The sequence below is a fragment of the Microbispora sp. NPDC004025 genome (assembly GCF_053604425.1).
In genome coordinates, this window is sequence record NZ_JBSGHN010000002.1 from 804,554 (window position 1) to 817,069 (window position 12,516).

Annotated in this window: 9 protein-coding genes; 6 read left to right on the forward strand and 3 right to left on the reverse strand. The window is 70.7% G+C overall.

Annotation, left to right across the window (positions count from 1 at the left end; genetic code table 11):
- Positions 1-212: 212 nt before the first annotated feature.
- The 3 genes from ACWEQG_RS08005 to ACWEQG_RS08015 form a co-directional block, all read right to left on the reverse strand.
- Entirely contained in the window at positions 213-1,334 is a 1,122-nt protein-coding gene (locus ACWEQG_RS08005) for a SagB family peptide dehydrogenase (protein WP_363461858.1), read from the reverse strand.
- Complete coding sequence (locus tag ACWEQG_RS08010; protein WP_452282796.1) at positions 1,331-2,374, reverse strand: tetratricopeptide repeat protein; 1,044 nt, start codon at positions 2,372-2,374, stop codon at positions 1,331-1,333. The genes ACWEQG_RS08005 and ACWEQG_RS08010 overlap by 4 nt, the downstream gene beginning before the upstream one ends.
- A gap of 178 nt (positions 2,375-2,552) precedes the next feature.
- On the reverse strand, positions 2,553-2,798 hold the full coding sequence (locus ACWEQG_RS08015) for a hypothetical protein (protein WP_452282798.1): 246 nt from the start codon (positions 2,796-2,798) through the stop codon (positions 2,553-2,555).
- Positions 2,799-3,094: 296 nt separating this feature from the next.
- On the opposite strand from ACWEQG_RS08015, the gene ACWEQG_RS08020 reads away from it, so the two are divergent.
- From ACWEQG_RS08020 to ACWEQG_RS08045, 6 genes are all read left to right on the forward strand, one after another.
- Complete coding sequence (locus ACWEQG_RS08020) at positions 3,095-4,060, forward strand: TIGR03885 family FMN-dependent LLM class oxidoreductase (RefSeq protein ID WP_452282799.1); 966 nt, start codon at positions 3,095-3,097, stop codon at positions 4,058-4,060.
- 105 nt (positions 4,061-4,165) lie between these two features.
- Positions 4,166-4,729, forward strand: coding sequence for a winged helix-turn-helix domain-containing protein (locus tag ACWEQG_RS08025; RefSeq protein WP_452282801.1), 564 nt, complete (start codon positions 4,166-4,168; stop codon positions 4,727-4,729).
- Between the two features lie 77 nt (positions 4,730-4,806).
- On the forward strand, positions 4,807-5,973 hold the full coding sequence (locus tag ACWEQG_RS08030) for an MFS transporter (RefSeq protein WP_452282802.1): 1,167 nt from the start codon (positions 4,807-4,809) through the stop codon (positions 5,971-5,973).
- Between the two features lie 410 nt (positions 5,974-6,383).
- On the forward strand, positions 6,384-8,009 hold the full coding sequence (locus tag ACWEQG_RS08035; RefSeq protein WP_452282804.1) for a RyR domain-containing protein: 1,626 nt from the start codon (positions 6,384-6,386) through the stop codon (positions 8,007-8,009).
- 298 nt (positions 8,010-8,307) lie between these two features.
- A complete protein-coding gene (rph, locus tag ACWEQG_RS08040) occupies positions 8,308-10,998 on the forward strand; it encodes a rifamycin-inactivating phosphotransferase (RefSeq protein ID WP_452282806.1) in 2,691 nt (896 codons plus the stop codon).
- A gap of 539 nt (positions 10,999-11,537) precedes the next feature.
- Positions 11,538-12,512, forward strand: a complete 975-nt coding sequence (locus tag ACWEQG_RS08045; RefSeq protein ID WP_452282808.1) for an AraC family transcriptional regulator — start codon at positions 11,538-11,540, stop codon at positions 12,510-12,512.
- The last annotated feature ends 4 nt before the right edge of the window (positions 12,513-12,516 follow it).

Genomic DNA, 12,516 nt, shown 5'->3' on the forward strand with positions numbered 1-12,516 from the left:
CTGCCCGTACGGGCGGACGGCGGCCACCCCCGTGACCCAGGGATGGTGTCAAGAGCGGCAGGAGCGGCGCCAGGCCGCGGCCCGCCCGGCGGCCGCCTCCGCGAGCGCGCCGCGCGCTGACCTGCGGGGTCACGCCGCCACGAGGCGGAGCGACCGGCGCCTCGCATGAAAGTTGCAGCGCCCGCCGGGCGTCCCGGACAGGCGGGTACCGGTCAGCGGGCGGGGGCGGTGCCGATGACGGAGGTGCCGATGACCAGATGCCCGGTGGGATCGCACCCGAGGAGCTCTTCGACGAGCTGGTCGCGGAGGGCCGCGGTGAACGTGATGTGCAGGCCGGCCGCGGTGGCCAGCAGGTAGACGGTCTGGCTGAGATGACCGACGTCCATCAGCAGCGCCCTGTAGACACGGGGGAAGGTGTACTTCCACTGGTTGCGGGCGATCACGCTGGTGTAGAAGATCAGCGCTCCGGCGCCGGCGACCCAGTCCTGGTCGCCGACCGCGGCCACGAGCCGCTCGTCGTCGAGACGGCGGCCGAGGTATTCGAGGCTGTGGTCGGCCGCGGCGTAGTGATAGGCGCCCGGGGCGAGGCCTTCGACATCGCGAGCGTAGAGGTAGACCTCGGTGGGATGGCGGGCGCCGCCGGACGGGCTGGTCTTGAACACCCGTTGCCAGGAGTCGGTCAGCACGCCGCCGGGATCCAGGGTGACGCCGGCCTGGGTCAGGGGGCCGTCGGCCCGCGGCAGAGGTCCGGCGGCGGTCTTGAGCAGGGCGGCCACGACGTCCAGCGGCAGCGCCGTGCCGCCGAAGAAGCGGCGGCTGCGGCGCCGGTGCAGCACGTCGATCAGGTCGCGATGACGCCAGACACCGGGGTCGGCGTCGGGCAGCGCGTGGCGGGAGACGGCGGGCAGGGACCAGAACGCCGGTGGCGGCGGGTCGGTGAGGACCTTGGCTTCGAGCTCCTCGTTGTCCTGCTCGGCGGTGCGCATGGCGGTGCCCGCGTGCGAACGACTGGAGAAGTGGTAGGCGCGGGCCAGGGGCCCCCACGGCCGCCAGGCCTGTTCGATGGCCTGTTCGCGCCGATGGCGAGGCCCGTTCTCGGAGATCAGGACGTCGTTGTCCGCCAGGACGGTGGCGACTTCGTGCCAGTGGGCGGCCTCGCCGGGATCGTCCGCCATCTCCCGTACGGAGTCGAGCGGGCGGAAGCCGGTGAACCAGCGCAGCACCCGCTCGACCCCGTCGGCGAGAGCGAACTGGCGATGGTCGAGGTAGTCGTCCCAGACCAGCTGGCCGGCGTCCCAGAGCAGTGCGCCGCAGGCGGACAAGCGGACGTTCACGATGGCGTCTCTTCTCGGGTGGGAGCGGTCCGCCGACGCGGCTCCACGCCCGCGGGCGGCAGTTCGGCGCGGGCGGCCGCCAGACCGCGGCGGGCCGCCGTCAGGTGCGGATGGTCCGGCGCCGCCCGCCGCAGCGCCTCGACCGCCCGCCCGTAGCAGGCCTCGGCCTGGTCGGGCCGGCGGCGGGCGCGGTGCAGCGCGCCGAGGTTGATCAGGGTGATGGCCGACTCCGGATGTCCCGGTCCCAGAACCGCGTCCTTGACGGCCAGTGCGCGCGTGTAGCGGGCCCGCGCCTCGTCCAGGTCTCCCCGCCGGTGTGCGAGGGCGGCGAGGTTGTGCAGCGCGGCGGCGACGTCGTGGTGTTCCGGGCCGTACGCCGCCTCGCTGACGGCCAGGGCCTTCCGGAGCAGCGCCTCGGCCTCGGCGGGACGCCCGCAGCCGTCCACGAGCGCGGCCCAGGCGGCGAGGTCCGCGGCCACCCTCGGATGCCGCTCGCCGAGGAGCCGGGCCCGCACCCGCGTCGCACGCCGGGCCCACGGCTCCCCTGCCTCGTGGTCGCCGCGCGCGTGGGCGAGCCCGCCCAGGTTGTGACAGACCGTGGCCACGTCCTCGTGCTCGGGGCCGCGCGTCTCCTCCAGGATCTCGAGAGCGCGCCGGTACAGGGCCTCGGCCTGCCGGAAGCGGCCCGTGTACTTGCCCAGCACGCCCCACTCGTTGCAGAGCGCGGCCACCTCCACCGATCGAGGGCCGAAGGTCCGCTCCGCGGCGGGGAGAGTCAAGGCGAACAGCAGCCCGGCCCTGCGGTAGTCGCCGCGCATGCGCCACAGGGTCGCCAACTCGGCTTGGGCGCGGATCCGTACCGCCTTCAGGCCGTCGTCACGCCGTACCCGATCGTCGCGCCGAGCCTTGTCCACGGCGGCCCGCAGGGCGCGCTCCGCCTCCGTGAAGGCGTTCTCGCCGCGTCGCCGCACGCCGTGCCGCAGCAGTTCCTCCGCCGGCGGCCGCCCCGCGGCCGAGCCGGGATCCGTCCTGCCACTCACCAACGCCTCCCGAACCACCTCGCCACACCGGGGGTGGTCGGGCCCCCGGGTGTCCCCCGCGTTCCGCTGTCACCGGCGTCCGCCCCCGGGCTCACCGGAGCCCCAGGGCGGACGCACACCACGTCACGACGGGCCGGGAGCATCACGCGGACGCGCGTGTGCCGGGCCCGTCACGGCCTCACGCCTCGACGAGGATCTCGTTGTGGTTGTAGGTCAGCGCGGCGTCCGGCGTGCCGTAGGCGTCCTCGCGGACCTCGAACACGGCGCTCTCGTTGTGGTTGAAGGTCAGCGCGAAGTCCGGCATGGCGTAAGCGGCCTTGTGCGCCTCGATGAGGATCTCGTTGTGGTTGAGGTTCAGCGCGGCGTCCGGCGTGGCGTAAGCGTCCTCGTGCGCCTCGAATACATCCGGTGTGCTCTGGGACATGGGTGTCGCTCCTTTCACGGGCTCCCGTGACAGCGGTCGTACGACCTCGTCACCGGAGCGGGGATCACCATGGCAGCACCCGCTGCTCAGGCTCTGACGCACGTACGATCCCAAGAGAGAAGATCATCGGGCCATATCCAGTCTGCGGCGAAATCATCGGAGTTCTGGCCATACGCCCATGACCCCGTGCGATGACAAGGGGAAACGGCGGGCCCGCCGCCGGAGACGGCGTCGGTTCGGCCGTACCGAGCAGGGGCCGGGGTTGGCTGTCGCTTCGCTGGGTAGCCCCGTCTCGCATGACGGAGTATGGAATCCACGCCTCCCACGAGCAGATCCCGCCCGCCGATCTCCTGACCGCGATGATCGCCGCCGAGCGCGCCGGTTTCGGCACCGCCATGTGCTCCGACCACTTCTCCCCCTGGAGCGAGCGGCAGGGCCAGTCCGCCTTCGCCTGGTCCTGGCTCGGCGCCGCCCTGCAGGCCACCGGACTCACCTTCGGCGTCGTGACCGCGCCCGGGCAGCGCTACCACCCGGCGATCGTCGCCCAGGCGATCGGAACCCTCGGCGCGATGTTCCCCGGCCGGTTCTGGGCCGCGCTGGGCAGCGGCGAATACAGCAACGAGCACATCACCGGCGGACCGTGGCCGCGCAAGGAGATCCGCGACGCCCGCCTGCTCGAGTGCGTGGACGTCATCCGCGACCTGCTCGACGGCAAGGACGTCACCCGTGACGGCCTGGTGACCGTGGACCGCGCCCGGCTGTGGACCCGTCCCGAGACACCGCCCCCGCTCATCGGCGCGGCGGTGAGCACCGGTACGGCGGCCCGGTGCGCGGAGTGGGCGGACGGCCTGATCACGGTCAACGCCCCCCAGGACCACCTCCGGAAGATGATCGCGGCGTACCGGGAGGCGGGCGGGCGCGGCCCGGTCTGCCTGCAGGTTCACCTGAGCTGGGCGCCGACGGAGGAAGAGGCGGAGGCGATCGCCCACGACCAGTGGCGCAGCAACGTCTTCGGTCCGCCGGTCAGCTGGGACCTGGAGCTGGTGGAGCATTTCGACGTCGTCTCCGAGCACGTGACCGTGGACCAGGTGCGCTCCGTGGTCAACGTCTCCTCCGACCTCGACCGGCACATCGACTGGCTGCGCGGTTACGCGGCCCTGGGATTCGACCGCGTCTACCTGCACCACGTGGGCCAGGACCTGTTGCCGTTCATCGAGACCTTCGGTGCCAAGGTCCTGCCCCATTTGCGCGACAACGAGTGAGATCGCGAGGCCCCGGCGCCGCCCGCTGAGACGCCACACGCCTCGGCCGCGCAGCCATATACAAGAGTTCTTGCACAACAACTCTTGTGTGTTTAGTGTGAGCGCGTGAACGATCGTCCGACGCGTGAAGTGCGCGACTCGAAGGTCCTCGCCGCCATGTCCCATCCGCTGCGCCGGCGGCTGCTCGACATCCTCCGGGTGGACGGCCCCTCGACGGCGTCGGTGCTGGCCGGCAAGACCGGGCAGGCCGTCGGCAACATCAGCCATCACCTCAAGGTCCTGGCGGCGAGCGAACTCGTCGAGGAGGTGCCCGAGCTCGCGCGCGACCGCCGGGAACGCTGGTGGCGCAGGTCTCCGGACGTCCTCAGCTGGTCGGCGTCGGACTTCCCCGACGACCCCGTGGCCGCGGCGGCGGAATCGCTCGTCCTGGAGCGGCAGACCACCCTCGTCCGGCAGTGGTTCGCCGAGCGCGACGGCTACCCGGAGCCGTGGCGGCGGGCGGCGTTCACGACCGACCACTGGGCGATGCTGTCGGTCGCCGAGCTCGCCGAGCTGGAAGACAAGATCTTCGACCTGCTCGCCTCGCTGGCCGACCGGGAGATCCCGGACGACGGGCAGGAGCGCAGGCTCGTCTTCCTGACCGCCCGCGCCGTGCCGGGCCGGCCGTGACCACGACGCCGGTCGCGCGGGGTGGACTGCTGAGAACCCGCGACTTCCGGTTGTTGTGAATCGGCGAGACCACAAGCATGCTCGGCAGTTCCGTCGCCGGTGTCGCGCTTCCGCTGGTCGCCGTGGTTTCGCTGCACGCGAGCCCACTCGCCGTCGGGCTGCTGACCGCGGCCGCCTGGCTGCCGTGGCTGCTGGTCGGACTGCCCGCCGGCGCGTGGGTGGACCGGAGGCCCAAACGGCCGGTGATGCTCCTGTGCGACGGCGTCTCCATGGTGGTGTTCGCGAACGTGCCGATCGCGGCATGGCTCGGGGTGCTGACGATGACGCACCTGCTCGTGGTGGCCACGATGGGCGGGATGGCGAGGGTGTTCTTCACCCTCGCCTATCGGGCGTACCTGCCCGTGCTGGTCGAGAGCGGGCGGCTGCTGGATGCCAACGCCAAGCTCCAGGGCAGCGAATCGGCGGCACGGATCGCCGGTCCCGGGCTGGCAGGGCTGCTCGCGCAATGGTTCGGCGCGGTCAGCGGTGTGCTGGCCGACGCGGTCAGTTTCGCGATCGCCGTGCTGTGCCTGCGTTCGGTGGGCACGCGCGAGACCCGCCGGGAGAGGGCGGCGAAGCGGCGACTGCGTGCCGAGATCGGCGACGGGTTGCGTTTCGTCGTGCACGACCCGTACCTGCGCGCCCTCACCGTCTTCAGCGCGGTGTCGAACATCGCCCTGATGGGTTACGCGTCGATTCAGGTCGTGTTCCTCACCCGGGATCTCCACGCGGGGGCAGGCCAGGTGGGCCTCGTGCTGGCGCTGGCGAGCTCCGGCGGCCTGTTCGGCGCCGCGCTCGCGGGCAGGGTGGCCACACGATTCGGCACGGCACGGGGATTCCTGCTGTGCGAGGCGGTCGCCGCGCCGATGGCTCTGCTCGGGCCGATCGGCAGCGGCGGCGTGGGCCTGGCGCTCTTCGCCGCCGCGGGCTTCGGCACCGGCCTGGGCATCGTGGCCTCCAACATCCTGACCAGCACCTTCCGCCAGCGCTACTGCCCGGCCGAACTGTTCGGCAGGATCACCGCGAGCACGTCGGCGCTCAACTACGGCGCCGTCCCCCTCGGCGCGCTGCTCGGCGGCATGCTGGGCGATGCGATAGGCGTACGCGAGACCCTGATGCTGATGACTGTCGGCCAGCTCTTCTCGGTCGCCGTCCTGCTGCTCGGCCCATTCCGTCCGCTACGCGACTTCCCCTGGACGCGGTAGAGCGAGGCGGTCCTGCCGTCGCGGGTTGCGAGCTCATCAATTGGTTGCCCCGCATTCATAACGCCCGGCTGTCCCGTTTGGGAGCGGAGATCGCGTCGTCGGTGAGATCCGGCCGTTTTATCAGTGGGGCACGTCCGAAACGCCTGAATTGCGATCACGACCCTGGACCCGACGGGGAAGAGCCCCGCACACTGGGTGAACCGCACGAAGGCCGCCCTGAACACCTTTGCCACCTCATGGGCGGCCGACATGAAAACAGATCAGGATCGAGTTGCGCCATATTCCCCGGCCAGCCCTTACCGAATGTGGGTCGCGGCCGGGCGCGAGGGATGAGGAGCAGCATGCCGAGGACGACGCCATTTGCGAAGAGCGTCCGAGAACGGGCATTATCGGCGGCCCGAATCGGGTTCGTGGCGACGGTGGTCCTCGCCGTCATACTGGGATTCTGGGGCCTGGAGTCGTATTCGCACAGCGCGTCCTACGACCTCGGCCGGAGCTTCTGGGATATCGCCTACTACGATCTGCAGCTCTTCGTCCTGGGCGCGGCACCACTCGACGACCCGGGACCGTTTCCCTGGCCGCTGCAGGTGGCCCGGTTCCTCGCGCCGGCCGCCACCATCTACGCCCTGTTCGAGGCGGGCCGGGCGGTGTTCGCGAGCGAGTGGCGGCGCCTGCGGCAGCGGCGCGTGACCGGGCACACGATCGTCGTCGGTGAGACGCCGATCGCCGACGCCATGGAGAACGGGCTGCGCCGCAACGGGCTGGTGCTGCGCGCCACCGCCGGGGACGCCGGATCGTTGCGCGACGCGGGCATCGCCGGTGCCAGGTTCGTCTACGCCTGCGCCGACGACCGCGACGACAGCAGCGTCAACGTGTTGGTCGCGGCGACCGCACGGCAACAGGCGCGCACGAAGAAGGCCGGCGACCTGAACGTGTACGCGCACGTCAGCGACCCCACGTACGCGCTCGCGCTGCGCGCCCGCCACCTGAGTCAGCCGGTCACCGGCGCCGACTTCTTCAACATCGACGAGCTCGCCGCCCGGGAACTGGTCCGGCAGGAGGCCGGCTCGTTCCGCGGCGGCGAGCCCCTCGTCGTCGTCGTGGGGCTCGGGCCGTTCGGGCAGGCGATCGTCGTCGAGCTGGCACGGATGTGGCAGGTGTCGGCGCGCGCGGGCGAAAAACTCGTCGTGTTCCTCGTGGATCGCGACGCCGAGGCCGTCGCGAAGGATCTGCGGCGGCGCTGGGTGGCCGTCGCGGAAACGTGCGAGCTGAGGCCGGTCGCCGGCCTCGCCGCGGTGTTCGACACACCGGCCGTGCCCACTCCCCATCGCGTATACCTGTGCCACGAGGCCGAGGAGGAGGCGGTGCGGGCGGCGCTCACCATGCCCGGCCTGTGGCGGGGCGGGGAGCGTTCGGTCGTCGTACGCCTGGACCGCCTGAGCGGTCTCGCCGGCGTGCTCGGCGGCGATCCGGGCAGCCTGCTTGACGACGTCGAAGGTCGGCTGCAGCCTGTCTGCGTGGGCGAATTCGTCGTCGGTGCCGACGCGGGCAGAGCAGAGCGGATCCACGAGGACATCTACGAGCGTCTGGCGCAACTGATCCATCACAACTATCTGCAGCACGAGCTGAAGAAGGGCAACGCCATGGGCAGTGCCCCGGCGATGGTTCCGTGGGAGGACCTCGCCGAGGACTACAAGCAGGCCAACCGAGCCCAAGCGCGGGACATAGGCAACAAGCTCGCCGCCGCCGGCTGTACGGTGGCGCCCCGCACCGGCACCGGGGTCGAGCTGGGCGACGACCCTCTGTTCGAGACGCTCGCCGAGCGGGAGCACGAGCGGTGGATGGCCGAGCGCACGGCGCAGGGGTGGACGTGGGACGAGCAACGGGACGACGAGGCCAAGCACCACCCGAGCCTGGTTCCGTGGGAGAGACTGCCGGAGGAGGAGAAAGACAAGGACCGTGCTGTGATACGCGAGATGGGCGAGGTGCTCGCCCACTGCGGCCTCGAGATAGTCCGCCTCTCCCCACTGCGATAACGACTGCGACCGCCCCGAACCGAATTCGTCAGCGCACTCCCTAGCGCCGCCGTAGACCGCGGGCGCGGCACACCACCGTCCGGCAGATGGCGGCCCCCGACCGGCGAGCCGCCGCTGCCGGACAGTCGACGGAGCCGACCACGCTCGTCTTCACCGGGGCGAACGGCGGCATCCTCCCGCGTCGCGGCTTGCGAGGGGTCGCCACGTCGCCGCTGGTCACAGCCTTGATGAGGCCGGTCATCCGGCCTTGGGCATAAGACCCCCGCCCTTATCACTGTATATCAGACTCGCGCATCTCATGAGGCGCCGGAAAGTGCTTCATACTTGCCCGTTGCGAACCGACCCGACGAACGATGGAGCACGGCAATTGCGTTACGTGATGGGTTTCGAGGAAATCGACGGGACGAATATCGCGGACGTCGGCGGAAAGGGTGCGCACCTGGGCGAGCTCTCCCGTATCGACGGCATCCGCGTGCCGGACGGCTTCTGCGTCACGACGGACGCCTTCCAGCGGGTCGTCGCCGAGGCGCCGTCGATCGACGCTCAGCTTGACCTGCTGTCGCGCGTGGAACCGGACGACCGCACGGCGATCCGAACCCTGAGCGCGGACATCCGTCGCACCGTCGAAGACGTCGCGGTTCCCGGCGATCTCGCGGCGGCGATCGGCGAAGCGCTCGCCCGGCTCGGGGAGCACGCCTCCTACGCCGTACGTTCCAGCGCGACGGCCGAGGACCTGCCGACCGCGTCCTTCGCCGGCCAGCAGGACTCGTACCTGAACATCGTGGGCCTGGATGCGATCCTCCGGCACGTCCGGAGGTGCTGGGCCTCGCTGTTCACCGAACGGGCGGTGACCTACCGGTGTCGTAACGGCTTCGACCACCGGAAGACACGGATGGCCGTGGTCGTTCAGCGGATGGTGTTCCCGGACGCGGCCGGGGTCATGTTCACCGCGGACCCCGTGACCTCGAACCGGAAGATCGCCACCGTGGAAGCCGGTTGGGGGCTCGGCGAGGCGTTCGTCTCCGGCCTGGTCGCCGGAGACGTCTACACGGTGCGCGACGACCAGGTCGTGACCACAGCGGTCGCCACGAAGCCGCGGTTCGTCGAGGCGTCGCCGGGCGGTGGTACCCAGGAGGTGCCGGTCGAGCCGCAGCGGCAGACGCAGCCGGCTCTGACGGATGCGCAAGTCGTGCGTCTCGTGCGGCTGGGCCGGCGAATCGAAGCGCACTTCGGCCGGCCCCAGGACATCGAATGGTGCCTGACCGGCGACGAGTTCCACATCGTCCAGAGCCGGCCGATCACCACGCTGTTCCCCGTCCCCGCGACCGCCGACCAGGACAACCACGTCTACGTCTCCGTCGGTCACCAGCAGATGATGACCGATGCGATGAAGCCGCTGGGACTGTCCCTGTGGCAGCTGACGACCCCGCGGCCGATGCACGAGGCGGGCGGACGGCTGTTCGTCGACGTGGCCCCCGTCCTGGCGACGGCCGCGGGTCGCGCGCACCTCATCGGGACCCTGGGAAGGTCCGACCCGCTGATCCGGGACGCGCTGCAGACCGTCGTCGACCGCGGTGACTTCCTCCGCTCGCTTCCGGACGAAGCTTCCGGCGCCGCACCCGCCGGTACGGCACCCGCCGGTGGCGCACCCGCCCCGATCGAGACCGATCCGGCCGTCGTCACCAAGCTGATCCGGCGCAGTCAGGCGTCCGTGGCCGCTCTGCGGCGCGAGATCGGGGATCTGTCCGGACCGGCACTGCTCGATTTCATCCTGGCCGACATCGCCGAGCTGAAGCGCATCCTGTTCGATCCGCAGAGCTCCCAGGTGATCATGGCGGGCATGGAGGCGGCATGGTGGCTCAATGACCACCTCGAGGCGTGGCTGGGCGAGAAGAACGCGGCCGACGTGCTCACGCAATCCGTCCCCCACAACGTCACCTCGGAGATGGGACTGGCGCTCCTCGACGTCGCGGACGCGATCCGGCCGCACGCGGACGTCGTGGCGTTCCTGCAACGCGTGGTGGACGAAGGCCGGGAGGGCGACGGCTTCCTGGACGAGCTGGCCGGGCTGTCCGGCGGACGGGAGGCACGTGACGCCATCCGGGGCTATCTCGACGAGTACGGCATGCGCTGCGCGGGCGAGATCGACATCACCAGGACGCGCTGGAGTGAGGAACCCGCCACGCTCGTTCCCGCCATCCTCGGCAACATCAAGAACTTCGAGCCGGGCGCCGGCAAGCGACGCTTCGAGCAAGGACTCCAGGAGTCACGGCAGAAGGAACAGGAACTGCTGACGCGCCTGCGCGCCCTGCCCGACGGGGAGCGGAAGGCCGCGGAGACCAAGCGGATGATCGACCGCGTCCGCACCTTCGCCGGATACCGGGAGTACCCCAAGTACGGCATGGTCAGCCGCTACTTCGCCTACAAGCAGGCGTTGCTGCGGGAAGCCGACCGCCTCGTCCGGTCCGGCATCCTGCGCGAAAAGGACGACATCTTCTTCCTCCGGCTCGAGGAGTTGCGCGAAGTCGTGCGCACCCACGATGTGGACGCCGGACTCATCCTGAGAAGGCGGGAGGAGTTCCGGTCGTACGAGGCGCTCACGCCGCCCCGGGTCCTCACCTCGGACGGCGAGGTCATCAACGGCCGGTATCGGCGCGACGACGCCCCACCCGGCGCGCTGGCCGGCCTCCCGGTCTCTGCCGGTACCGTCGAAGGCCGTGCCCGTGTCGTGCTGGACATGGCGCGGGCCGACCTCGATGCGGGCGACATCCTGGTCACCGCCTACACCGACCCCAGCTGGACTCCCCTGTTCGTCACCGTCGCAGGACTGGTGACGGAGGTCGGCGGCCTCATGACGCACGGGGCGGTGATCGCACGGGAGTACGGCCTGCCGGCCGTCGTGGGGGTGGAGCAGGCCACCCGGTTGATCCGGGACGGGCAGCGGATCCGCGTCCACGGCACCGACGGGTACGTCGAGATCCTCGACTGAACCGTCGCGACAGACCCCGGACTCCAAGATGGAGTCCTTTTCATCGCCGGCAGCGGTCGTCTCCCCGGCTCGCGGGACGAAACGGCCCGCGGGATGGCGGTAGCACGTCGGGGGCAGCGGAGCGTCGGCAACGGCTTTCACGATTCCAGGGCCATGATGGCGCGTTTTCGAAGGCTCGTATGCGTGAGCGCGGTCGACGTCCTTCTGCCCCCGCGACCACCGGGGCCGATGACGTTTCGATGCGGGGCGGCCGTTGCCGCCTGCGCGCGACACGATGCCCCGGCGGCAGATATGACCGGGCCAATCCCGACCTCACACGCAAAAGCGTCCTCCTGGCCGCAAAGCGGATCAACACGCGGAATCTGGGCCAGAACCGATACTGGTGCGCCACCGTCACCGCCCGCGGAAAACCGCGCACGAAAACGTACGCCGCCAGGTCTCGATGGAAACATCCCCGCGGAAACGCGTGCTTTTCAGTGGAACGCCGAGAAGCCTCACGCGATTATCCGATTGACAGGTCGTCGGAGTGGGGGAGATCGATGGAAGTGCTGCTCGGCAACAGACCCGTCTTCGCCAGCACCGACCTCGACGAGGTCCGTGACGAGGTGGCGAGGGTCTTCTGCCCGCATCGGCTGGACCTGACCGGCGCGGCGTCCCTGCTGTCGGCGCGGTTCAACTCCGTCCCGCTCGGCTCGGTCCGGATCAGCTACCTCGACTACGGGGCCGACGTCCGCATCGAACCCGGCGACCTCGGCACCTTCTTCCTGGTGATGATCCCGCTGGCCGGGCGCAGCCTGATCCGCAGCGGGAGCCAGGAGGTCGTCTCGACTTCGGCGACGGCGAGCCTTGCCTCGCCGACGCAGCATCTCGACATGCGATGGGCGGCGGGCACCCCCAAGCTGATCGTCAAGTTCGAGCGCACGGCGGTCGAGCGCTCGCTGGAGCAGATGCTCGGCGAGCCGCTCGACCGGCCGGTCGTCTTCGACCTGGGCGTGGATCTGACCGCGGGATGGACGCGCGCCTGGCGGGCGATGGCCGACCTGATCGTCCGCGAGGCCGAGCACGACGACGGGCTCACCGCGCAGCCGCTGGCCATCGCCCACCTGGAGAACGCGCTGCTCACCTCCCTGCTCACGATGCAGCCCTCCAACTACCGGGAACGGCTGACGGCGCCTCGGCCCCCCGTGCTGCCCAAGGTGGTGCGCCGGGCGCTGGAGTTCATCGAGCAGCACGCCCACCTTCCGATCACCACCGAGGACGTCGCGCGGGCCGTGGCGGTCAGCGGCCGCTCGCTCCAGGAGGGCTTCCGCGTCCACGTGGGCCGCACGCCGATGGCGCAGCTCAGGGAGGTACGGCTGACCAAGGTGCACGAGGAGCTCGCCGCCGGGGATCCGGCCCGCCACACCGTCACGAGCGTCGCCGCCCGCTGGGGCTTCCTCCACCAGGGCCGGTTCGCCGCGCTCTATCGCCAGAAGTACGGCCGGCACCCGTCGGAGACCCTCAGACGCGGCTGAGGCG

What these genes read in the sequence shown, in the direction of transcription:
- ACWEQG_RS08015 (WP_452282798.1), bottom strand. Translation starts at nt 2,798, where the DNA reads ATGTCCCAGAGCACACCGGATGTATTCGAGGCGCACGAGGACGCTTAC.
- ACWEQG_RS08020 (WP_452282799.1), top strand. Translation starts at nt 3,095, where the DNA reads ATGACGGAGTATGGAATCCACGCCTCCCACGAGCAGATCCCGCCCGCC.
- ACWEQG_RS08030 (WP_452282802.1), top strand. Translation starts at nt 4,807, where the DNA reads ATGCTCGGCAGTTCCGTCGCCGGTGTCGCGCTTCCGCTGGTCGCCGTG.
- rph (WP_452282806.1), top strand. Translation starts at nt 8,308, where the DNA reads ATGAGGCGCCGGAAAGTGCTTCATACTTGCCCGTTGCGAACCGACCCG.
- ACWEQG_RS08045 (WP_452282808.1), top strand. Translation starts at nt 11,538, where the DNA reads ATGGAAGTGCTGCTCGGCAACAGACCCGTCTTCGCCAGCACCGACCTC.